The sequence below is a fragment of the Kitasatospora sp. NPDC017646 genome (assembly GCF_044329365.1).
Classification (GTDB): Bacteria; Actinomycetota; Actinomycetes; order Streptomycetales; family Streptomycetaceae; genus Kitasatospora.
On sequence record NZ_JBIRJC010000001.1, the window covers coordinates 97,119 to 118,569 of the forward strand.

Sequence of the window (21,451 nt, forward strand, 5' to 3'; positions counted from 1 at the left end):
CCGGCCGACGCTTCGCAGGCGTCCAGCCCGTTCGCGACTCCAAGGACCCCCACGGCCGTGCCCTCGCCTTGACCGCCACCGCCTGACAGTCCTTCATCACCACCGTCCGCCCCCGCGGATCCGACGCCCGCCGACCGCAGTCGACGGCCCCACCGCCCCTCCCCCGGGCCGGCGGGGCCACGCCCACCCCAGGCCAACCTCCGCCCCTGAACGCTCCGCCTCCACCACTTGTGGCCAGTACCCGCAGAAACACGCGCAGACACCGACCAGTACGCCCACCCCGGGACAGCCACAGGCCACAGCCCCCCACCCCTCGCCCCGATCCTGTGCCCGGGCCGAGCCAGACCAAGCCGAGCCGAGCCGTGGCATGCCAGGCCGAGCCGGGCCGGGCGGTGGTGAACCCGGCTGGTCATGCTGCCCGTTGCGCTCTGGTGGGGGCATGGGCCCGCAGCCGCCCGCCCGCACGGGAAGTCACCCCCATGGACTTCCTGCACAGGCAACGGCCCCGGCCCGCGCCGCCGGCGGGGTGACGGCCCCGCCGGCGGGCGGCCCCGCCGCGGCCAACCCACCCCTCCACGCCCCGCCGCCACGAACGGCGCCCCTCACTCCGGCAGGCCGCCGTCGCCACCCATGTTGGCGGTGATGCGGCGCAAGACGTTGACGGCGGTCACGAAATCGGCCTCCTCCACACCCTCGTGACAGCGGCGGTGCACGCGCAGGTTGCGCTCACGGGCCCGCAGGCGCGCCGCCTCGCCCTCCCCGGTGAGCGACAGGCCGCCCCCCACCCCGTCCTCCAGCAGCCAGCCACGAGCGGCGAGATCATCGAAGACCCCGCCGAAATCGATGCCGAGATCCTCGTAACGGGCCAGACGCGCGGTCAGCGTCGTACGATTCCAGGCACCCGGCGCCCCGGCGACGTGGTTGAGCGTCCACCAATGCGGCTGAGTCAAGCCCTCCACCGCCAACTGCTCACGCAGCGCCCCCACCACCCGCCGGTACACCTCACCGCTCCACGCACCGATCGGCTGGCCGGCCAGCACCTCGTGCGGATACCCCTTCAACGTCACGCCGATCCGCCCTTTCCGTTCCACCACCAGGACACGACCACCGTAAAACCTCAAGCCGCCTTCAAGTCAAAGACGGTTTCGCGCGGCCCCGGACACGTCAGGTTCCGGTGGTCGTGACTCGGGCACTGACTGACGCCCTGCTGGGCTGCCTTCGGCATCAATGTCAGTGCCCGGCGCTAGCGTGCGGACATGACGACGTCCCTCACCCTCGCGCCGTGGTCCGAACCGGGCCTTGACCTGCTGCACCGCCAGAACACCCCCAAACTGACGGAACACCTGGGCGGGGTGGAGGACACCGCGCAGGTACGGCGCCGGCACGAGCGCTACCTCACAATGACCGACGGACAGATGTTCCTGCTGCTGTCCGACGGCGAGGTGGCCGGATCGGTCGGCTACTGGCCCCACACCTGGCAGGGACGAGACGTCTACGAGACGGGATACACCGTGCTGCCCCAGTACCAGGGCCGGGGCCTGGCGGTACGGGCGCTGCTGGCATGCGCGCGGCGGGCCGGGCACGAAGGGGTGCTGGCGTGGCTGCACGCCTTCCCCTCGGTACGGCACGACGCGTCCAACGCGGTCTGCCGCAAGGCGGGATTCGAACTGCTCGGCGAGGTCGCCTTCGAGTACCCGCCAGGCCACCACATCCGCTCCAACAACTGGCGCCTGCCACTGACCGGTTGACCACCGCCCCACACCACCCGCACCGCCCGCACCACCCGCACCACCCCGCCCGGCCGGCCGGCCGAACGCTCAGTGCCCGGGCATCACTTGCCGGCCGACGCCGCGGAGGCGACCGCCTCCGCGACACTGGCCCGGTACAGGCCCATCCGCGGATCCAGCACCCGCACACCACCGGGCAACGGGAAGTTCCGAGTGTTGGCCAGCGGCATATTGGTACCGTCCTGGTCGACCAGCACGTTGATCTCGTTCACCCCCTGCGCAGTACCCGTCGTCGCGCCACTGGGATCCAGATCGATCACCGCCCACCCGGCCCGGCCGCCCGACGTCAATGGAGCGGCCGCGCTCCGGATGAAACGCCCCCTACCTCCGGCCCCCCGCAAAGCCTGCGACCAGCGCCGGAAGCCTGCGGTACGGGAAGTCGGTGAGGCCGACTTCCCGTGTTCAGGCATGGGGTGTTCGGGCTACCCGGTGCCACAGTGAGTGGCGAGCAGGAGGCCGCCGACGTCGGCTTCGACGCCCGCGCGGGGGCCAGCGAGGAGGGCGTCGTAGCAGCCCCTGAGGCGGCGCGGGGCCTCGGGCGAGGGGGAGGTCGAGAGCAGAGCGGACGGCCCGGGCGGCGGCGGGGTCGCCGGTACGGCAGCCGAGGAGCGCGCAGGCCTCGACGGGGGCACCACCCGTCAGCCGGCACGTGCGGAACTGATGAGAACGGCCACCATCCACCACCCGCGCCGATAGCGTGGCCGGATGGATCAGGACGAGCGGAGGCTCCACGCATCATCCTTCGGCGGGGCGGCGGCTGCGTACGCCGAGCACCGTCCGAACTACGCACACGATGCGGTGCGTTGGGCACTGGAGGCCGCACCCGGTCCGCGGGTGCTCGATCTCGGGGCCGGGACCGGGAAGTTGACCGCCGTACTGGTCGCGTTGGGGGCCGAGGCGGTCGCGGTCGAGCCGGATCCGGCGATGCTGGCCGAGCTGCGCCGCGAGGAACCGGCCGTCCGGGCGCTGTCGGGCAGCGCCGAGGCGATTCCGCTGCCGGACGCCTCCGTCGATGCCGTACTGGCCGGAAATGCGATGCACTGGTTCGACATGGCGCTCGCCGGGCCCGAGATCGCCCGGGTGCTCGCTCCCGGCGGTGTCCTGGCCGGACTGTGGAACGTCATGGACGACCGGGTCGGGTGGGTGGCCGAACTCGCGCGCGTCAGCGGGCCCGCGGCCGTCGGGCCGCGGGACACCCCGGACGGTTGGCGGGCCGAGACGGCCGGGGCTCACCTTCCGAGGAGCGGCGGGGCGGCCCGGTTCGGTTCGGCGGAGCAGCGGCTGTTCCCGCACGGGCAGCGCCGCACCGCGGACTCCCTCGTCGCGACCCTCGGGACCCGGGCGGGGATGCTGGTCATGCCGGAGGAGGCACGGGAGGCCGCGCTGGGCCGGATCCGGGCGTTCCTGGCCGGCAGGCCGGAGACCGCCGAGGGCGAGTTCACCCTGGCGATGCTGACCGGTGTGCTGCGCGTCCGACGGTCGTGAGGTCGTGAGCCGCCGCGTCCGAGACTTCCCGAGAACCCTCACGTGCCGGGCGCCCACCACTTCCGCAGCACCTGCTCCGCCGGCTTCCCGTGCGGCGTGTACGCGAGGTTCTTCGCCGTCTCGCCGCTGTCGGGCCAGTCGTCCCACATCCACCAGCAGACGCCGGCCCACCACGCCTTGCCGTCGAAGGATTCGAGCAACGCCTCGTAGGCGGCGGCCTGTTCGGCGTCACCGGCGCTCTTGCTGACGGTCCAGGAGTAGGGGGCGGTGGTGGTGCCGCGCTGGCTGACGTACCCGGCCTCGGTGAAGAGGATCTTCCGCTGCCCGCTCGCGGAGAAGGCGGCGAGTTCGTCGGCGACGGGCTGCCAGGCCTGGCGCAGCTGGGCCGGGTCGGTCGTGGCCTTGTCGGCGAGCGGCCAGTACGCGTCGATGCCGATCACGTCGAGGTCCTTCCAGAACGGGACCTTCTGGTACTCGTCGTAGTTGGCCGCGTAGGTCAGCGGGCCCTTGTAGCGTTCCCGGACGGCGGCGATGACCTTGCTCCAGTGCGCGCCGTCCTGCGAGGTGCCCGCGAGTTCGGTGCCGACCGAGAGCTGTTCGACGCCCGCGTCGGCAGCGAGTTGGGCGTAGTGGGTGATGAAGCGCTCGTAGGCCGCGAACCAGGTGTCCGGGTCCTCGGGCTTGATCTCGGCCCGGTCGCCGCCCTTGGTCAGATCGACGTGGGGCTTGACCATGGTCTTGAGGCCGGCGGCGTGAGCGAGGCGGATGATGTTGCGCAGGCTGTCGTCGGCGGCGGTCTCCTGGGTGGTGTGCATGTCCGAATCGCTGACGCGGTCCTGGTACCAGGTGGGGGTGAAGGTCACCCACCGGGCGCCGGTGGCGGCGATCTGCCGCAGGTACGCCGTGGCCTGCGGGCTGTCGTAGTCGTCGGTGTTCCACGAGGGGAGCGTCATGCCCCGCATCCGGCTCGCCGTCCCGTCCTCGGGTCGGCTGCTGGCACCACCGGAAGTGGTCGGTGCGGGAGTACCGGGCCCGGTCGGGCCGCTGCGGCTGCTCGGTCCGCTGGCCGAGGGGGTGGGCGTTTCGTCCTCGCCGCCGCCGGACGAGGAGCATCCGACGGCGGCGAAGAGGACGGCCACCGCCGACAGGGCCGCGGCGGCCGTCCTCTTCATCGGGTTCACTGCTCGGGGCTCCTCACCTGTCGGGGAGTTCAGTTGGCGAGGTCGGTCGGGCCGACGAAGGTGTAGCCGAGGGCCTTGATGCCGTCGATCGTCTGCTGGAGCGGCGCCACGTCGTAGTACGGGTGGTAGAAGAAGCTCGCCACGCCGTCCCGGACGGCCAGGTTGGCCCTGGCGGAGGCGATCAGATCGGCGGGCAGCCTCGCCGGGTGGTTGTTGTAGGGCAGCGGCTCGTAGTTGCCGAGGTCCTCGGGCAGCACGGTCGTACCGTAGACGTCCTTCACCCGGTACGGGAAGAACTGGCCGATGTAACGGTTGGCGTTCACGGTTCCGGTCCCGCCGCTGAGCGTTCCGGCGAAGTAGAGCGAACGCTCGAGCCGCGCCGTGTAGTTCTGTCCGAAGACCTGGTAGTCGGCGGCCGAGGCGGCGTAGTGCGGGGTCGTCCAGAGGGTGGGCCTGGGCAGGCCGGCCGCGGCGAAGGCGGAGAGGGCCGAGGTGACCCGGTTCTGGGCCCAGGCCGTGGAGTCCTCGGCGGGCGGTCCGTCGTAGACGACGTTGTCGGCGGCGTCGATGTGGGCGCGGAAGAACTCGAAGTCGTCGCCGGTGACGCCGGTGTAGGGGTTGTCGACGTTGCCGTACTGGTGCGTGTAGCCGTGGTTCATCAGGACGGCGCCGTGCTGGAGCATGTACTGGAGCGCGGCGACGACGTCCGGGGCCTGGGCCAGAGTGATCGTCTGCGGGATCCCGTTGTCGTAGGCGCCCTTGGGGTCGGTGTAGACGGGGATGACGTTGATCCCGTAGGGGATGTGCTGCGAGGCCAGGTAGTCGGCCATGGTCCGCAGTTGCGTCGGGTCCGAGTCGGGGCTGATGTCCTCCAGCCGCACGAACGCCCGGTGGCGCTCGGTGGTGGCGGGGGCGAGGAAGTCGAAGAGGAGGTCCTCGAAGGCGATCACCCGGTCCGACTCGGAGACGTAGGAGAAGGGGATCTCCCCCACGTAGGTGAGGTTGGCCGAGCGGACGGCCCACGGGCTGGTGGCTCCGGTCGTCCCGTCGACGGCCTGGGCGAGCTGGGTGACCTGGGGGTAGCCGGCGCCGGAGAGGGCGGGGTGCAGCACTCCGCCGTCCTGGCCCGCGGGGATCTTCCGGGTCAGCGACTGGTTCCTGTACGTGACCTGGTTGATGTTCCCGACGCTGCCGTTGGTCTCGAAGTAGGAGTTGGTCGGGTCCCAGCCGTACTTCTTCTTGAAGTTCTCGATGCCGACGGCGTTGGCCATGTTCCAGACGTTGTCGCCGATCCAGGTGACCGGCTTGGCGGTGGTCATCGCGTCCTGGTAGAAGGCCACCGGGACGGCGTCCGGGACGGAGCCGCCGTAGTAGGTCGAGCCGATGTAGAAGGTGGCGGTGTACTGCTCGACCATGGCCGCGGTGTACGCGGAGACCGGTTTGGCGGTGACGGCGCCGAAGTGGCCGGCGAGGTTGGCGACGGCCATCGCGTAGAGCTCGCCGAGGTAGCCGTAGGGGCCGGTGGTGTCGTAGAGGACGAGGGCCGAGGTGCCGGTCGTGGTGTCCGCGGCAGCCGTGTTCCGGGCGGCGGTCTTCGGAGCCGCGACGGTGGCCCGGGCCGGTGTCGGGGTGACGGTGAGCTGGTGGGCGTGGCGCTTGCGGTCGTTCGCCAGCCCGGCGGCGTTCCAGGCCGTCAGGTCCTGGGGGCCGACGGCGGAGGGCGACCCGGCATCGGCGGCCCCGACGCCACGGGACGCGGCGGGCGGCCCCCAGCCCCGGTCCGTCGCCGCTTCGGCGCCCGCGGAGAACACGACGCCACCCAGCAGGGCACCGACCGCGGCCAGGACGAGCGGGACGCGGGAAAACGGAGTTCTCCCTCGCACATTTTTCATGGTGCCCCCCTGATTCAAGAGTTTCGCCGGCACCTCCACCAGGGATCCCCGCCCGGCATCACCACCCGGGTTTCACGCCCGGGATCCACGATTGAGATCCACGACGGAGATCTTCCACCTGAGTTCTCAACCCCGGGCATCCCTCGATGAAACCGGTGAAGGCGCGGAGATGAGACCCGACAGAATGCCGATTCTTGCGCCGGGCCAGGAGGAGTGTCAACAGGAAATCACTGTCCGGGATGCCGCATTCATGACAGATCAACCCCCGCCGCAGCGAAATGAGCCAGGCCGGGCCGGTTCAGGCCATTGGTCCCACGCGCCACACAGCCGTCTGACCAGCCACGACGTGCCGCTGATCGGTGGAATTAATCATTCCGACCCTAAATTTCTCATCATCTCCAACTGGCCCGTGCCTGCCGTCTGATAGCTTCCGGTTCGCAACGCCTCGGAACGACAGGCGAGGCGGAATCCGGGGGGATCTCATGTACGGAAAACCCGCTCTGGGGATAGCCCTGCCCTTGGCCGGGCTGACGGCAGCCCCAGAAGTTCTGCCGGGGCTGCCCTTCGCCAAAGACCTGCAGGAAGCGGCCGGCGCCGGATTCCTGCTCTACTGCTTCCTGGCCGTCTCCCTTATCGGGGTAAAATTCTGGTTCGCTTTCCGGAACCCCGGTGAGAACCGATGATCACGGATGTTCTCCTCTGGTCGAGCATCGCCATCATCGTGATGGCGGGCTGCTACAACTCCGCCCTCTTCCTCCTCTCCAGACGCCGGCTCCGCAACGACCGGGCCCCGCAGGCCGAGCGTCTGTACGTCTTCCTCCTCGCCTGCCTGAATGAGGAGAAGGTCCTCGCCGAGAGCCTGGCCCGGATCACCTCACTGCCGGTGGGCAGCTTCATGGCCCTGGTCATCGACGACGCGTCCGAGGACCGCACGGCCGAGATCGCCCGCGCCGCCGACCCCGACCGGGTCAGACTCCTCCAGCGACACCTGCCCGACGCCCGCAAGGGCAAGGGCGCCGCCCTCAACGCCGGCATCCGCCACCTGCGGGAATCCGGCATCCTCGACGGCCGGGACCCGAGCGACGTCATCGTCTGCGTGGTGGACGCCGACGGCCGCCTCGACCCGCACGTCGTCCAGGCCGTCGACCCCTTCTTCGACGACCCGCGCGCTGGCGCCACGCAGGTAGGCGTGCGGATGTACAACCGCCACCAAGGCCTCCTCGCCCGGCTCCAGGACATGGAATTCGTCATCTACGGGGACATCTTCCAGTCCGCCCGCCGCTACTTCGGCAGCGTCGGCATGGGCGGCAACGGCCAGTTCATGCGGCTCTCCGCGCTGGACACCCTCAGCGACGGGAGCGGGACGGGACCGTGGAGCGACTCCCTGACCGAGGACCTCGACCTCGGGGTGCGCCTGATCGCCCGCGGCTGGACCAACCACCACTGCACCACCGCCGCCGTGTCCCAGCAGGCCGTGCTCGACGTGCGGCGGCTGGTGCGCCAGCGGTCCCGCTGGTTCCAGGGCCACCTCCAGTCCGCCCGGCTGGTCCCGCTGATCCTGCGCGAGGTGCCCACCAAGGCCGCGATCGACCTGCTGTACCACCTCTCCAGCCCCGTGCTGATCCTGCTCACCTCGCTGCTGCCGCTCTCCTTCGCCGTGGCCGCGGGCGGCATCGTGCTCGGCTCCGTCGAGGCCGGCCGCCCGTTGATGTCGCCGATGTGGTTCATCGGCCCGTACGTCCTGTCCTTCACCGCGGCGTACGCCTACGGCTGGGTCTACTCCCGGCGCGAGCGCGGACTCGGTCTGGTCCGGGCGGTGCTGCTCTCCCACGTCTTCGTCGTCTACGGCTACATCTGGTTCGCCGCCGGATGGTGGGGCCTGTGGCGGATGCTCACCGGCAAGCGGACCTGGCTGAAGACCGCGCGCACCTGACGCGCACCCGTCCCGTCGCCGTCTCCCTCCCTCCCTGTGCCTCAAGCACCCTCTCTGGAGACTCCATGTCCCCGAACGGCCCGATGGCCCCGAACGACTCCATGCCCCGGAACGACTCCACGCCCCGGACCGACCCGATGCCCCCGGACCCCGGCACCGCGCCCGTCCGCGCGATGCTCGTCCTGGGCACCCGCCCGGAGGCGATCAAGCTCGCGCCCGTGGCCCGCGCCATGGCCGCCTCCCCGCACTTCGAACCCCTCGTCGTCACCACCGGCCAGCACCGCGAGATGCTCCGGCAGATGCTCGAACTCCTCGGCATCGAGGCGAAGTTCGAGCTGGACGTGATGAGAGACCGGCAGGAACTGTCCAAGCTGACGGCCCGACTGGTCGACGGGCTGGGCGAGGTCGTCCGCGCCGAACGCCCCGACCTCGTCATCGTGCAGGGCGACACCACCTCCGCGCTGACCGGTGCCCTCGCCGCCTTCTACGAGCACGTCCCCGTCGCGCACGTCGAGGCCGGGCTGCGCACCGGGGTGCCGGACAACCCCTTCCCGGAAGAGCTCAACCGCCGGCTCGTCGGCCGCATCGCCCGCCGGCACTTCGCGCCGACGCCCCGCGCCGCCGGGCACCTCATCGCCGAGGGCGTACCGGCGGCCGAGGTGTTCGTCACCGGCAACACCGTCATCGACAACCTGCTGTGGGTGCTCGGACAGGACGCCGGCCACGACCAGTTCGAGAGCAGCGGCCTGCGGCGCGTCCTGGTCACCCTGCACCGCCGCGAGAACCAGGGCGACACGATGCGCGCCATGGGCAAGGCCCTGCGCCGACTGGCCGACCGCGGCGACGTGGAGATCGTGCTGCCGCTCCACAAGAGCCCGGCCGTCCGCGAGGCCCTGCTGCCCGAACTGTCCGACCACCCCGGCATCCGGATCGTCGAACCGCTGGGCTACGCGGACTTCTCCGCCACCCTGGCCGGCTGCGACCTCGTCCTCACCGACTCCGGCGGCATCCAGGAGGAGGCCCCCACCCTCGGCAAGCCCGCCCTGGTGCTGCGCACCACCACCGAGCGGCCCGAGGCCGTGGAGGCCGGCGCGGCCCGACTGGTGGGGACGGACCCGGAGGTCATCCTGGACGCCGCCGTACGGCTGCTGGACGACGAGGTGGCGTACCGGCGGATGGCCAAGGCCGGAAACCCCTTCGGTGACGGGCACGCCACGGCGCGGATCCTGGCGCAGCTGGCCCGGGACTTCGGCGTGGACGCGGCTGCGGCGTCCACGGCGGACGACCCGTCCGCGGCCCCTCGGCCCATCCCTCTGCCCGGCGGTCCGGGGTCATACTCGACGGCATGACGAGAGTTCGCCGGCTCCTCGCCCTCGCACTGCTCGCGGCCACCGCCGCGGCGGGGCTCGCCTTCACGGTGAGCACCGAGTGGGGAGGCGGCGGCGGAGAGCCGGCACGGCCGTGGACCGACGGTTCGGTCCACGGGCCGTGGCGGTCGGTCTTCGACGGCCACGGCGAGAACACCGGCCACGACGACGCCCTGTCGCTCTCCCCCGTGCCCGCGCGCACGGCGTCGGAGACCCACGCCGGACTGATCGTCTCCACCCGGCAGTACCGCGACTCGGACCTCCGGGCCCGGATGCGTACGGTCACCCAGCTGCGCACCCCCACGCCCAACCCCTGGGAGGTGCCGTGGCTGGTCTGGGCGTACTCCGACCCGGAGCACTTCTACTACCTCATCCTCAAGCCCAACGGCTGGGAGCTGGGCAAGCGCGATCCCGTCTACCCCGGCGGCCAGCGCTTCCTGGCGACGGGCCCCGAGCGGTTCCCCGTCGGCCCGTGGTCCGGGGTGACGGTGGCCCAGCGCGGCGCTCACATGCAGGTGAGCGTCGACGGCAGGCTCCTGGTGTCCTACCAGGACGAGGAACGCCCGTACCTCGGCGGCAGCATCGGGGCGTACACCGAGGACGCCCGGGTGGAGTTCACCGACATCGCGGTGGAGCCGGCGCAGTGACCCCGGTCCCGCCGCCGGCCGGCAGGGCGGCGGCGATGCAGTCGAGGACCCGCTCCAGGCCGGACCGGAACTGCTCGTCGCGACTGAGCCGCGGTTGGCGCGCCTCCATCGCGATCCTGCCGAAGATCGGGTACTGCCCGCTCTCCAGCAGCTGCTGGACGTACGGGTAGCTGCGCGCCAGCCACTCGGTCTCGCTGACCCCGCTGCGGCGGACCTCCTCGGCCCAGTTGACCTCGTCGCGGGCGGAGCCCTCGACGTAGGCGTTGAGGAGCGCCATCAGGCCGAGGTTCTCGTCGATGGGGACGTGGGCGTCGAGCACGCCCATCACCGCTTCGATCAGGCGCAGTTGGTGGGGGCCGAAGCCGGGCAGCGCCCGGTGCGCGGTGGCGATCCACGGGTGCCGCAGCCACATGTCCCGCAGACCGTGGGCGTAGCGGGTGAGGTCGGCCCGCCAGTCGCCGGAGGGCAGGCCGTCGACGTCGATCTCGCCCATCAGCCGGTCGGCCATCAGCTGCACCAGGTCGTCGCGGCTGGGGACGTACCGGTAGAGCGACATCGCGCCGGCGCCGATCTCGGCGGCGATCCGCCGCATGGTGGCGGCCTCCAGCCCTTCGGCGTCGGCGATCCGGACCGCGGCCTCGGTGATCCGGTCCCGGCTGTACGCGGGTTTCGGCCCGCGGGCGGGGCGCTCGGGCCGCATCCAGATGTTCACGTACTCGGCGTCGGTCACCGTCGGCCCTCCTTCTTGCGTACATGGTACCCAGTGATCTAGCTTGGCCGCCATGACAGCGTACAACGTACTCAGTAGTGGGGTCGCGTGATGGCGGCCGGAACCGACGGGTCACCGCCGATCGGCGCACGGGAGCGCGACGACGCGGTACGACGGCTCCAGGAGGCCTACACGGCAGGGAAGTTGTCGGACGAGGAGTTGGACGCGCGCCTCCACACGGCCCTCACCGCCACGGCGCCCGGCGAACTCGTCTCGGCCCTGGCCGCCCTCCCGGAGCCGCCCCGGGAGGGCGCGGTCACCATCACCGGCGACGGAGTGGGCGGGCGGATCCGGCGGCGCGGCGCCTGGACGGTCCCCCGCGCGCTCACCCTCGCGTCCGCGCTCGGCCGGGCGCACCTGGACCTGTCCCGAGCGGTCATCGCGCACCCGGTGGTCGACATCGAGCTGCAGCTCGGCACCGGCGGAGCGCGCATCACCGTGCCCCGGAACGCGGTCGTCGACCTCAGCGGTCTGCACACCGGCATGCGGGCGGCACGCTACCGGCCCCGTCGGGCCGCCCGCCCGGACGCGCCGACGATCCGGATCTCCGGGGTGATGGGAACGGGGCGGCTGAGGATCCGCCACGCACGGTGGTGACGCCACCGACACCGCCCTCTGGCTGCTCGCGGTCCACACCGGCTACCGCACCATCGAGGAGTCCCGAACCCGCCCGACCGCCCTGTCCGACCCACGCACTACGCTCCCCGCATGACTGTCGCACCGCACCTTCCCGGGTTCGAGGACGAAGAGCTTCTCCCGGGCGAGGCCCTCGCGGACGAGCCCGCCTTCTGGCTCGCCCACCTGCTCCTGGTCCCGGGGCACGACGTGGAGGAGCCGGAGGCGTACGGCGTCGCCCGCGAGGCCTACGACGCCATGACGGAACGGCTGTTCGCCGCCGAGGCACCGACACTGCTGCTGCGGGTGCCGTTCCGGAACGGCCACACGGCCTGCGTCGTGTACCAGAACTTCGAGGACGAGAGCGACACCGACTTCCTCGTCCACCACCCCGCCTGGGGCCGGCTCGGCTTCCTCGGGCAGTTCGGTCCGCACGGCTCGGGCCCCGGGCTGTCCTGGCCGGAGCTGGTCACCCTCGCCCACTCCGAGGGCGAGCCGGGGGCCGAGGGGCTCCGGGACCGGGCGCAGCGCTTCCTGCTCCTGCTTCCGGCGCTCGGCGACACGGACACACCCCTGGAGGAGGCACGGCGGACGGTGGCCGAGACGCTGTCGGCGGTCGGGTTCCGGCCGGACGTCGTCGTGGACTTCGCCGCACAGCTGCTGGGCGAGCCGGGCCATCAGCCGCGCTGGTTCGTGACCCCCGACAGCCCGATCCCGGTCTGCTCCTCGGCCTACAGCCCCCGGCAGGTCCCGCTGGCGCTCGGCATCACGGAGGAGCAGGCCCGCACCCTGGCGGAGGCGCTCAGCGGGCGCTGAGGGCCGCTGGACGGATCACCGAGTGGTTGTCAGGTCCCGTACAAGGGAAGGAGCCTCCCCACACCCGCCGTCCACCGGGAGGACCTTCGTGCACACCAGGACCACCAGCACGGCCAGGGCCGCGTCAGCCCTGCTGACCGCCGCCCTCGCCGCGGCACTGCTCGCCGCCGCCCCCGCCTGGAGCGCACCGGCGGCGGACGGCCGGGGCGCACCGGCGGCGGACGCGCCCCGGCACCAGGTGGAGGCCTTCGCCGAGGACGGCGGCATCTCGCGCGCCACGGCGCCCGCCGCCTCCCCCTACCTGGCCGCCCCGGCCGCCGGCCTCGCCGCGCCGAGCGGCGACGGCGAGGTCACCCCCCTCGTCCGCAACGGCGACCCGGCCACCAAGCTGGACGTGGTGGTGGTCGGCGACGGCTACTCCGCCCAGGAGCAGGAGAAGTTCCGCGCCGACGCCGCCGAGAAGTGGCGCGAGATCACCGCCGTCGAGCCGTACGCCACCTACCAGCGCCTGTTCAACGTCTGGGCGGTGTCCGCCGTCTCACCCGAGTCCGGCGTCACCGGCGATCCGGACCGGGCGACCGTCCGGCACACCGCCCTCGGCTCCTACTTCTGGTGCGACGGCGTGGAGCGGCTGCTCTGCGTGGACGAGAAGGCGGTCGAGGGCTACGCCGCCAAGGCCCCGCAGGCGGACCTGGTGATCGTGGTGGCCAACAGCGCCAAGTACGGTGGCGCGGGCTACAACGACGTCAAGTCCCCGGTCGGCTACGAGGGCATCGCCACCGTGGCGGGCGGCAACGCGAAGTCCGGGCAGATCGCCGTGCACGAGACCGGGCACTCACTGGGCAAGCTGGCCGACGAGTACGCCTACGACGGCCAGGGCACCTACCAGGGCGACGAGCCGCCCGAGGCCAACATCAGCACGCTGACCGCCACCCGGATGCGCGACCAGGGCACCAAGTGGGCCCGCTGGCTCGGCCAGTCCTCGCCCGACGGCGGGACGGTCGGCAGCTACCAGGGCGGCGGCTACTACCCCGCGGGCCTCTACCGGCCGACCGAGAACTCGATCATGCGCTCGCTCGGACGGGAGTTCAACCTGCCCGGACGGGAGGCGATGATCGCCGGCTTCTACCGCCACGCCACCCCGCTGACCAGCCCCACCCCCACCGGCTCCTGGCTCACCGCCGCCGACCGCCTCGCCGTCGACCTGCCGGTGCCCGGTACCGTGCTGCACTGGTACCTGGACGGACGAGAGCAGCCCCGGCTGCGCGGGCGCACCGCGCTCGACCTCGGCGCCCTGCACCTGACCGGCCCCCGCTCCCGGCCGCACCTGCTCACCGCCGTCGCCACCGACCCGACCCCGGCGGTGGCGGACCCGGCACTTCGGGCGGAGCTGACCGGCAGTCTGTCCTGGCTGGTGACGCGCTAATCCGGGACCGTGAGGCCGCCGAGGAGGTTCAGCGCCTCCTCGGCGGGGCTTCCGGGCGGGGCCGTGTAGACCACCAGGAGGTGGTGGGCGGCCCCGGGGACGTGGAAGGTCTCGTAGTCGAGCGTGACGTCGCCGACCGCGGGGTGCCGGAAGCGCTTGGGACCGTGGGTCTTCTCGTGCACGTGGTGGCCGGCCCACAGCCGGCGGAAGGTCTCGCTGCCCAGGGACAGTTCACCGACCAGGCGCACGAGTTCCGGGTCGTGCGGGTGCCGTCCGGCGGCCATCCGCAGCATGCCGACCGTGGTGCGCGCGGCCTCGTCCCAGTCGAGGTGGACCTCCCGCGCGTGCGGGTCCAGGAAGATCCGGCGGGCCATGTTCCGCTCGCGCGGGGCGAGGTGGGGGAAGTCGGCGATCAGCGCGGCGGCCGGCGGTTCCACGCCAGGACGTCGTTGCGGTCGTTCGCCTTCGTCCGGGCCGGGTCCGTCGGCTGGGGCGCGGGGAGCACCCTGCTGCCGCTGTTCGCGGCCGTGGCGCTGGTGGCCCTGTTCGCCGTGGTGGAGCTCCACCGGGGCGACCGCGCGATGTTCGACGTTCACCTGCTCCGCCGTCCCGAGTTCCTCGCGGTGGTCTGCCAGCCCTTCACCGTCACCCTCGAACACCATGCGGATCACCGGTGAGTCCGTCGCCGTCGCCGGCGCGCCAGCCCTGCTCACCGTCCTCACCGCTGCCCGGTTGAGCGGCAGCGGCCTCCCCTCCGAATCGGCGGCCCGGATCGCCGGGCAGGCCGTCCAAGGGCAGGTGACCGAAGCGCACCACGCGGCGCTGACGGCGGGTCTGACCGGCGCCTTCCACATCCTCGGCCTCGTCCTCGCGGCCCTCTCCGCGCTCGGCGCCGTACTCACCCACCTCGCGCTCGCCCCCCGGAGAACGCCACGGTGACCGATATCTGACGCGGGGGAGCCGCTGGAACCCCTGCGCGGGAACCGCGGCATGCCGGACGGAAGAGGAGACGCGCGCTGGAACCCCGTCAGGGCGACGGCACCGGACCCGGCGGCGTACGGCCGTCGGGTGCGGGCCGCCAGGTCCGTCCGCCGGGGAGGTTCTGGCGGGCGCCGAGGAAGTAGTCGAGGCCGTCCTCGAAGCCGAGCGGTCCGAGCAGCTCCTGCATCGGCGGCCACAGCCGTGCCGGGACGGGGTACACGCCCGCCATCAGCCAGTCGTCATCGGCGAGTTCGGCCCCGAACAGGTGCCGGACCCGCAGGTACTCGTCCCGGCCGAGCAGCCGGGAGGAGTGCTGGCGCTCGTCGGAGCCGTAACCCTCCAGCTCCCAGAGCACGTTGTGCCCGTCGGCGAAGGGGTGGTCGCGGTAGGAGTGATCATGGTCCACGCCCGCACCCTAGCGCCCTCAGACGGCCGGCCAGCGGCGCTCCGTCCCCTCCGGGGGCCGGCGTCGCAGCGGCGCGAGTTCGCGCTCCAGCGTCCGGACGTCCCGGGCGATGCTCGCGGCGAGTTCCCTCGGCGCGGTGTCGCTCGGCAGCCTGCGCGTCCAGGAACGGGCCTTGGCCGGGCCGTCCTGGACCATGTGGAAGGTGAGGCCCACCACCCCTCCGACGTCGGCCAGGTTCACCAGGATCCGGGTGTCGGCGAGGTCGATGGTGACCTCGTTGCCGATGCACGAGCATGCCACCAGGCCCTCGATGTCCTCCTCCGCCAGGTACCTGGCCAGCGGAACCGCCCTCCCCCGGACCAGAAACGGACGTACCACCGAACCCACGGGACCCGCCTCCTCTCGCCGTACGCGTGCCGCCTCGGCCGGGCGCGAGCGCGCCGCAACAGACCGGGCCCCGCCCATGCTCCACCACGCCACCACAAAGCGCCAACTTCGTGTCTCAACAAGTGAATTGAGCGCATGCACCCGACCGGCGCACCGGCGCACACCCAGGCGCACCGAACGGCTCACGACACCGGCCACGGACGGGCCTGCCGACGACAGGAACGTCGTCGGCAGGCCCGTCGGACCGCCCGGTTCGACCGACTTGCCGGGGCCCGCCGCGGCAAGTAGATTTGAACGAGTTCATTTTGAACTCGTTCAAAATCCTGGGGGGACCGGATGACAGCCCACCTCTTCGCCTTCCGAACCGATCGGCCCTGGCTGATCGCCCTGTTCGCCGCGGCCACCTGGGTGCAGCCCTGGGTACTGGTGGGCACGACCGCGCCCTGGTGGCTCGTCACGCTCTGGGGCCTGTTCCTGGTGCTCACCGCACTGCCCCTCACGCTCGCGGATCCCCTGACGTTCCGCCGTGTCTGCCTGACCGTCGGTGGGACGGTGCTCGGCACCCAGGTCGCGCTCGCCGTCCCGTACCTGCTGATCCCGCTGCCGTTCACCCTCATCCTGTTCCCGGCCGGCATCCTCCTGCTGCTCGCGGGCTGGAAGCGCTGCGCCCTGGCCCGCGGGACCCTCGCCGCCCTCCTTCTGGTCATCCCCGTCCTGACCGGCTTCACGACGCTCTTCCCGCCCCACTGATCGCTCCCGGGCGGTGCGGCGACCTCCGGCGACCGCCGTGCCGACGGCGCCCGCCCACCTGCCCCGGCACGGCGCTGATCATGGCCGTGGCCCGGTCGGAGCGGTGATGGGCGTACGGGCGGAGCGGCGCAGCCCGGAGTCGCCGGCTGCGCCGCTGGGTGCCGTCCCGGCGTCGGAGAGCTCCTGGCCGGCGCCTCCTAGCGCAGCACCCCGCGCACGGCCTCCGGGTCGGTCGGCGGGAGCGGGGCCGCCGGAGCGGCCGTCAGCGCCTTGGCGGTGGCGGGCGGCGGGGTCACGTAGACCGGGGTCGGATCCGCCTCGGGGGCGCAGGTCTTGGCGATCCGTCCCCTGCCCTGGGGCAGGCTGCCGTCGCGCAGGTAGGCGGTGAAGGTGTCGTCCAGGCAGGCGTTGCCGTGGAAGAGGATCTCGTGGAAGCTGCCTCCGTTCTGGACTACCAGCTTGGAGCCGGGCAGCGCGTCGTGCATGGCCAGGCCGCCCTGGTAGGGGGTGGCGGGGTCCTCGGTGGCCTGGAACAGCAGGACCGGGGGCAGGTTCTTGCCGGTGATCTTCAGTCGGCCCGCCGGGTTGCCCTGGTAGGGCCAGAACATGCAGGCGGCATTGTACCACATGTTGTTGTAGGTGTAGAAGGGCGCGGTGGCGTTGACCTTGGCCTGGTCCTTCTTCCAGAACTCCCAGTCGCGCGGCCAGGCGTTCTCGGTGCACTGGGCGGCGTTGTAGGCCGGGAAGGCGCCGTCGTCGGCGCCGGGCGCCGCGTACTTGTTGTAGGCGATGGTCAGCGGCCGGGTGTCGTGCTGGGTGAGGTAGGCGGAGAGCACGGTGGCCATCCGGGGCCAGCGCAGGAAGTTGTAGCCGCCGCTGTAGAAGGTGTCCTCGAACTCGGCGGGGCCGATCTTGCCGGTTGCCGGGGCCGCGTCCGCCGGTTCCTTGCGCAGGGCGTCCTCGACCTGGTGGTAGGCCTGTTCCACGGCCTTGGCGTCGGCGCCGAGGTGGTAGACGGAGTCGGCCTTGGCGGTCCATTCGGCGAAGGCGTCGAAGCGGCGCTGGTGCTCCTGGTCCTGGAGGACGTTGTGGTCGTACCAGCTGATCGTCGGGCCGACGATGCTGTCCAGGACCATCCGGCGCACGTGCGAGGGGAAGAGCTGGCCGTAGGTGGAGCCGAGCGAGGTACCCCAGGAGCCGCCGTAGAAATTGATCTTCGGCACGCCGAGCGCCCGGCGGATGCTGTCCAGGTCGCGGGCGTTGTCGACGGTGGTCATGTGCGGCAGCAGCCAGGACCAGTCGGCCGCGCAGTCGGCGGCGTAGCCGGCCGCCTTCTTCAGCCAGGCCTTCGAAGTCCCCTGGTCCACCTGGTAGTCGGGGCGCTCGGCGTCGAAGTAGTGGGCGTCGCAGACCACATGGGGGTCGCTGCTGTTGGTGCCTCGGGGGTCGAAGCCGATCCAGTCGTAGGTCGAGGCGACGTCCGCGGGGATCTGGCCGGAGATGTAGGCGGGCATCCAGAGCCCGGAGTCGCCGGGGCCACCGGGGTTGAGCAGGATCGGCCCCTGCTGCTTGTCCTTGGGGGCGGTGGCGGGAAGCCGGTTGAGCTTGATCTTGATCTTGCGGCCGCGCGGGTCGGCGTAGTCCACCGGCACCTCGAGCATCGCGCACTGGAGCGCCGGGGTCGCGGTGTCGTTGCAGGAGTTCCAGACGAGCTTTCCCTGACCGGTGTCGACCAGGTCGGGACCGTCGGGCTCGACGGCGGCGGCGGGACCGACGATCCCGCCGAGGGTGGCCACGGCCGCGGCGGCCGAGAGGAGGGCGATGGCTTTTCTCATGGGGAGAATGATGTGACATGTGCAATGGCACATCCAGGGGGAAGAATCGGACTTTGCCAAGCTTTGACCCTCTCTCCGGTCGGGGGCGCCGCTCGTGCTCGTCGACACGGCTTCGAAGCTGACGGCCCGCCGGCCTGCTGTCCGTTCTCCCGGTCGCCGCCCCTGCCCGGCTCCCGGGAAAGCCGGTGCCGGGGGCGCGGGCCGGTCGGCCCTCGCACCTCCGGCACCGGCGTCCGAGGCCTCCGCCCGGGAGGCCGACCGCGACCGCCGCAGCCTCCGTCAGGCCGGGACGACCCGGTAACTGCGCATCTCCCAGGGCGTGTTGGACTGGGCCAGCGAGCCGGTGCCCCACGGGACCGCACCCGTGCAGCCCGCGCCGGAGTACAGCACCACGGACGCGGAGCCGTTGGCGACCTGGACCAAGCGCACGGGTGCCGGCAGGGTGTGGCAGGTGCCGAGGTCGCCCAGGTCGACCGTGGTCGTCGTGCCGCTCCCGTCGATGCCCGTGAAGAGGTGGGCGCCCGGCTGCAGCGGCGGCCAGCCGGCTGCCTGCGCCGGTCCGGCGCCGCAACCGATCACGGCCGCGATCGTGGCCGCCGCGGCGGCCGAGCCGCGGAGCACCGTCTTCGGGGTGAACATGGGTGAACCACCTTTCCGTGGGCGTGCCGAGGGCGCGGACACGGCGGACGGCGGCGGAGGAACCGGAAGGCGTACCGCCCCACCGTGACCTGACTGCTCGTGGAGCGTCTCCACTGTGTCCCGCCGTTCGCGGGCACGGCATCGGTCATCCGACTGCGGTCACCGGTAGCACGTGGAACGGGCCCGGGGATCGGTCGGATGACCGTATCCGTCCGAACCGCGTCACCATCCCCCCCAACCCCGTCTCCCGATCACCCGCGCGACCGGTCCGACTGAACCCCGCCGGGTGCGGGTAGGCCCCGGACGGTCCACGAGGGAGGAGTACGGATGTCGTTGCCGCTGACGGGCATCACGGTCGTCGCACTGGAGCAGGCGGTGGCCGTGCCGCTGGCCACCAGACACCTGGCCGATCTGGGCGCCCGGGTGGTGAAGATCGAGCGCCCGGACGGCGGCGACTTCGCGCGCGGCTACGACCACAGCGTCAACGGCCTGGCCAGCCACTTCGTCTGGCTGAACCGCGGCAAGGAGTCGGTCGTCCTCGACCTCAAGACGCCCGAGGGCCGCGCCGTGCTGGCCGACCTGGTGGCCGGCGCCGACGTCTTCCTGCAGAACCTGGCCCCCGGGGCCGCCGCCCGTCTCGGCTTCGGCTCCGCCGAACTGCGGGCCCGGCAGCCCCGGTTGGTCACCGTCGACCTGTCCGGCTACGGCGCCGGCGGCGCGTACCAGGACAAACGCGCCTACGACATGCTGATCCAGTGCGAGTCGGGGCTCGCCTCGGTGACCGGGCCGCCGGACCGGCCGGCCAAGACCGGCGTGCCCACCTCGGACATCGCCGCCGGGATGTACGCCCTGACGGCGACCCTCGCCGCACTCGTCGGCCGGATCGGCACCGGACGCGGCACCGCGATCGAGGTGTCGATGTTCGAGGCGACCGCCGAGTGGCTGGGCCACCAGCTCCACCACACCCAGGGCACCGGACGCTCACCGGGCCGCGCGGGCCTCTCCCACCCGGCCATCGCCCCCTACGACGCCTATCCGACCGCCGATGGCCGCGAGGTCATGATCGGCATCCAGAACGACCGCGAGTGGACCCGCCTCGCCACCGGCTTCCTGGACCGCCCCGACCTCGCCGACCACCCCGAGTGGGCGACCAACGTCGCCCGGGTGCGCCGCCGCCGGCTGGTCGACGCGCTGGTGGGCGGCCGGACGGCGACCATGACGGCCGACGAGGCGATCAACCGCCTGGACGCCCTCGCCATCGCATCGGCCCGCCTCAACGAGATCGGCGACCTGCTGCACCACCCGCAGCTCGCCGCGCGCGACCGCTGGCGCCCGGTCGCCACCCCGGTCGGCGAAGTCCATTCCCTGCTGCCCCCGTTCGACTTCGCCGACGTCGAACTCCCGATGGGGCCCGTGCCCGCGCTCGGCGCCCACACCGACTTCGCCCTGCGCGCCCTCGGCTACCCCGCCGCCCGCATCGCCGCCCTGCGCGAGGCCGGGGTGCTGGGCGGGTAGGGCTCCGACCGCACGGATTCGCCACCGTCGGACTCGCCGCCGTCGGACTCGCCGCCGCCCCCGGTCACAGCCCGGTGGCCAACCAGACGGTCACCGCCGCGGTGACGGTGAGCCCGGCGTTGAGTGCGATCCGGCGGTCCTCGCCGGACAGGTGGACGGCGATGGCGCCGACTTGCAGGAGTACGAAGCCGATGGCCGCGGCGAGCGCCAGCGATGGAGCGATGCCGGTCAGCGGCGGAACGACCAGGCCGGTCGCGCCGAGGACTTCGACCGTCCCCAGCGCCCTGAGGGCCGGCAGGGGCATGCGGTCGACCCAGGCCATCATCGGTCGGAGTTGATCGCGGCTGCGGACCACCTTCAGCGTGCCCGCGTAGACGTAGAAGAGCGCGAGCAGGCCCGCGACGATCCAATAGGCGATGTCCATGGTTCCCGTTCATGGGCCACCGGTTCACGGGGCCGTCGATCGTGTCGTTCGTCGTGGTGTGCCGTCGGTTTCAGGCGGCGTCGATGCCGCGCTCGGTGGCGGGCTCGGTCGCGTAGCGGCTCATCGCGTCGAGGTTGGCCTCCGGCGTCAGCGGCCGGCCGCCGGAGAGCACCTCCTGGAGGTCCCGGAAGTACTGCACGTACAGGTCGGGGGTGAAGGTGCTGAGCATGACGGCGGGTTGGTCGGTCACGTTGGCGAAGGTGTGCGGGGTGCCGGGCGGAACCATCACGAGCGTGCCCGCGGCGGCGTCGTAGTCCTCGTCCTCGACGGTGAACCGCAGAGTGCCGGAGAGGACGTAGAAGCCCTCGTCGTGCTCGCGGTGGCGGTGCTGGGGCGGCCCCTGGGTGTGCGGGGCGAGGACGGACTCGGCGATCGCGAGGCGGTGCCCGGTGCGGCTGCCGTCCTCCAGGACGCGCATGCGCGTGCTGCCCAGAACGATCGTCTCGCCGTCGCCGGGGCCCACCACCGACACGGCGGGAGCGGTCTGCGGCCGGCCGGTCTTCGTTTCTTCGGTCATGCCCACGAGTCCACCGCCG

General features: G+C 72.1%; 25 protein-coding genes. 13 read left to right on the forward strand and 12 right to left on the reverse strand.

Translation table 11 applies throughout. From position 1 onward, the window contains the following. Window positions 1-602: 602 nt before the first annotated feature. On the reverse strand, window positions 603-1,094 hold the full coding sequence (locus tag ACH4J0_RS00565) for a MarR family transcriptional regulator (RefSeq protein ID WP_396235466.1): 492 nt from the start codon (window positions 1,092-1,094) through the stop codon (window positions 603-605). Between the two features lie 162 nt (window positions 1,095-1,256). Here ACH4J0_RS00565 and ACH4J0_RS00570 point away from each other — a divergent pair, with 162 nt between their 5' ends. Further along, window positions 1,257-1,748 (forward strand): GNAT family N-acetyltransferase, encoded by a 492-nt coding sequence (locus ACH4J0_RS00570; RefSeq protein ID WP_396235467.1) that lies wholly within the window; start codon window positions 1,257-1,259, stop codon window positions 1,746-1,748. An 83-nt stretch (window positions 1,749-1,831) separates the two neighbouring features. On the opposite strand, the gene ACH4J0_RS00575 is transcribed toward ACH4J0_RS00570, so the two are convergent. Continuing rightward, window positions 1,832-2,047, reverse strand: a complete 216-nt coding sequence (locus ACH4J0_RS00575; RefSeq protein ID WP_396235468.1) for a hypothetical protein — start codon at window positions 2,045-2,047, stop codon at window positions 1,832-1,834. A 445-nt stretch (window positions 2,048-2,492) separates the two neighbouring features. Here ACH4J0_RS00575 and ACH4J0_RS00580 point away from each other — a divergent pair, with 445 nt between their 5' ends. Then, on the forward strand, window positions 2,493-3,272 hold the full coding sequence (locus ACH4J0_RS00580; RefSeq protein WP_396235469.1) for a class I SAM-dependent methyltransferase: 780 nt from the start codon (window positions 2,493-2,495) through the stop codon (window positions 3,270-3,272). 38 nt (window positions 3,273-3,310) lie between these two features. Here ACH4J0_RS00580 and ACH4J0_RS00585 read toward each other — a convergent pair whose 3' ends face one another. Next, window positions 3,311-4,444, reverse strand: a complete 1,134-nt coding sequence (locus ACH4J0_RS00585) for a glycoside hydrolase family 113 (RefSeq protein WP_396235925.1) — start codon at window positions 4,442-4,444, stop codon at window positions 3,311-3,313. Between the two features lie 38 nt (window positions 4,445-4,482). Then, a complete protein-coding gene (locus ACH4J0_RS00590) occupies window positions 4,483-6,345 on the reverse strand; it encodes a DUF2334 domain-containing protein (protein ID WP_396235470.1) in 1,863 nt (620 codons plus the stop codon). 518 nt (window positions 6,346-6,863) lie between these two features. Between ACH4J0_RS00590 and ACH4J0_RS00595 the strand changes: the two genes are divergently transcribed. The 4 genes from ACH4J0_RS00595 to ACH4J0_RS00610 all read left to right on the forward strand — a co-directional run bounded on the left by ACH4J0_RS00595 (window position 6,864) and on the right by ACH4J0_RS00610 (window position 10,292). Further along, window positions 6,864-7,028: a hypothetical protein gene (locus ACH4J0_RS00595; protein ID WP_396235471.1), complete on the forward strand. Its 165-nt coding sequence runs from the start codon at window positions 6,864-6,866 to the stop codon at window positions 7,026-7,028. Next, complete coding sequence (locus ACH4J0_RS00600; RefSeq protein ID WP_396235472.1) at window positions 7,025-8,278, forward strand: glycosyltransferase; 1,254 nt, start codon at window positions 7,025-7,027, stop codon at window positions 8,276-8,278. The genes ACH4J0_RS00595 and ACH4J0_RS00600 overlap by 4 nt, the downstream gene beginning before the upstream one ends. A gap of 65 nt (window positions 8,279-8,343) precedes the next feature. Then, window positions 8,344-9,627 (forward strand): non-hydrolyzing UDP-N-acetylglucosamine 2-epimerase, encoded by a 1,284-nt coding sequence (gene wecB / locus ACH4J0_RS00605; protein ID WP_396235473.1) that lies wholly within the window; start codon window positions 8,344-8,346, stop codon window positions 9,625-9,627. Beyond that, window positions 9,624-10,292 (forward strand): calcium-binding protein, encoded by a 669-nt coding sequence (locus ACH4J0_RS00610; RefSeq protein WP_396235474.1) that lies wholly within the window; start codon window positions 9,624-9,626, stop codon window positions 10,290-10,292. Before wecB ends, ACH4J0_RS00610 begins: the two co-directional genes overlap by 4 nt. On the opposite strand, the gene ACH4J0_RS00615 is transcribed toward ACH4J0_RS00610, so the two are convergent. Then, window positions 10,261-11,022: a TetR/AcrR family transcriptional regulator gene (locus tag ACH4J0_RS00615; protein WP_396235475.1), complete on the reverse strand. Its 762-nt coding sequence runs from the start codon at window positions 11,020-11,022 to the stop codon at window positions 10,261-10,263. The two genes, ACH4J0_RS00610 and ACH4J0_RS00615, sit on opposite strands and share 32 nt — an antisense overlap. 90 nt (window positions 11,023-11,112) lie before the next feature. On the opposite strand from ACH4J0_RS00615, the gene ACH4J0_RS00620 reads away from it, so the two are divergent. The 3 genes from ACH4J0_RS00620 to ACH4J0_RS00630 all read left to right on the forward strand — a co-directional run bounded on the left by ACH4J0_RS00620 (window position 11,113) and on the right by ACH4J0_RS00630 (window position 13,918). Then, entirely contained in the window at window positions 11,113-11,658 is a 546-nt protein-coding gene (locus tag ACH4J0_RS00620; protein WP_396235476.1) for a DUF1707 domain-containing protein, read from the forward strand. 111 nt (window positions 11,659-11,769) lie between these two features. Then, entirely contained in the window at window positions 11,770-12,492 is a 723-nt protein-coding gene (locus tag ACH4J0_RS00625; protein ID WP_396235477.1) for a hypothetical protein, read from the forward strand. A gap of 88 nt (window positions 12,493-12,580) precedes the next feature. Beyond that, a complete protein-coding gene (locus ACH4J0_RS00630; RefSeq protein ID WP_396235478.1) occupies window positions 12,581-13,918 on the forward strand; it encodes a M64 family metallopeptidase in 1,338 nt (445 codons plus the stop codon). Here the strand turns inward: ACH4J0_RS00630 and ACH4J0_RS00635 are convergent. Next, the gene (locus ACH4J0_RS00635) at window positions 13,915-14,355 is read right to left on the reverse strand and encodes a hypothetical protein (protein WP_396235479.1); all 441 of its coding nucleotides are present in this window, start codon (window positions 14,353-14,355) and stop codon (window positions 13,915-13,917) included. The two genes, ACH4J0_RS00630 and ACH4J0_RS00635, sit on opposite strands and share 4 nt — an antisense overlap. Before the next feature lie 12 nt (window positions 14,356-14,367). Here ACH4J0_RS00635 and ACH4J0_RS00640 point away from each other — a divergent pair, with 12 nt between their 5' ends. Further along, the gene (locus tag ACH4J0_RS00640; RefSeq protein ID WP_396235480.1) at window positions 14,368-14,595 is read left to right on the forward strand and encodes a hypothetical protein; all 228 of its coding nucleotides are present in this window, start codon (window positions 14,368-14,370) and stop codon (window positions 14,593-14,595) included. Further along, window positions 14,579-14,857: a hypothetical protein gene (locus tag ACH4J0_RS00645; protein WP_396235481.1), complete on the forward strand. Its 279-nt coding sequence runs from the start codon at window positions 14,579-14,581 to the stop codon at window positions 14,855-14,857. Before ACH4J0_RS00640 ends, ACH4J0_RS00645 begins: the two co-directional genes overlap by 17 nt. An 88-nt stretch (window positions 14,858-14,945) precedes the next feature. Here the strand turns inward: ACH4J0_RS00645 and ACH4J0_RS00650 are convergent, their stop codons facing one another. Next, window positions 14,946-15,305 (reverse strand): hypothetical protein, encoded by a 360-nt coding sequence (locus ACH4J0_RS00650; protein WP_396235482.1) that lies wholly within the window; start codon window positions 15,303-15,305, stop codon window positions 14,946-14,948. Between the two features lie 18 nt (window positions 15,306-15,323). Then, window positions 15,324-15,692: a hypothetical protein gene (locus tag ACH4J0_RS00655; RefSeq protein WP_396235483.1), complete on the reverse strand. Its 369-nt coding sequence runs from the start codon at window positions 15,690-15,692 to the stop codon at window positions 15,324-15,326. 336 nt (window positions 15,693-16,028) lie between these two features. On the opposite strand from ACH4J0_RS00655, the gene ACH4J0_RS00660 reads away from it, so the two are divergent. Next, on the forward strand, window positions 16,029-16,442 hold the full coding sequence (locus tag ACH4J0_RS00660) for a hypothetical protein (protein ID WP_396235484.1): 414 nt from the start codon (window positions 16,029-16,031) through the stop codon (window positions 16,440-16,442). Between the two features lie 197 nt (window positions 16,443-16,639). Here ACH4J0_RS00660 and ACH4J0_RS00665 read toward each other — a convergent pair whose 3' ends face one another. Both ACH4J0_RS00665 and ACH4J0_RS00670 read right to left on the reverse strand, forming a co-directional pair. Further along, entirely contained in the window at window positions 16,640-18,277 is a 1,638-nt protein-coding gene (locus ACH4J0_RS00665; RefSeq protein ID WP_396235485.1) for an alpha/beta hydrolase, read from the reverse strand. Window positions 18,278-18,556: 279 nt separating this feature from the next. Continuing rightward, window positions 18,557-18,916, reverse strand: a complete 360-nt coding sequence (locus tag ACH4J0_RS00670) for a hypothetical protein (protein WP_396235486.1) — start codon at window positions 18,914-18,916, stop codon at window positions 18,557-18,559. Window positions 18,917-19,243: 327 nt separating this feature from the next. Here ACH4J0_RS00670 and ACH4J0_RS00675 point away from each other — a divergent pair, with 327 nt between their 5' ends. Further along, entirely contained in the window at window positions 19,244-20,431 is a 1,188-nt protein-coding gene (locus ACH4J0_RS00675) for a CaiB/BaiF CoA transferase family protein (RefSeq protein WP_396235487.1), read from the forward strand. A gap of 64 nt (window positions 20,432-20,495) precedes the next feature. Here the strand turns inward: ACH4J0_RS00675 and ACH4J0_RS00680 are convergent, their stop codons facing one another. After that, window positions 20,496-20,855: a DoxX family protein gene (locus tag ACH4J0_RS00680; protein ID WP_396235488.1), complete on the reverse strand. Its 360-nt coding sequence runs from the start codon at window positions 20,853-20,855 to the stop codon at window positions 20,496-20,498. A gap of 70 nt (window positions 20,856-20,925) precedes the next feature. Next, a complete protein-coding gene (locus ACH4J0_RS00685; RefSeq protein WP_396235489.1) occupies window positions 20,926-21,432 on the reverse strand; it encodes a dimethylsulfonioproprionate lyase family protein in 507 nt (168 codons plus the stop codon). Window positions 21,433-21,451: the final 19 nt, after the last annotated feature.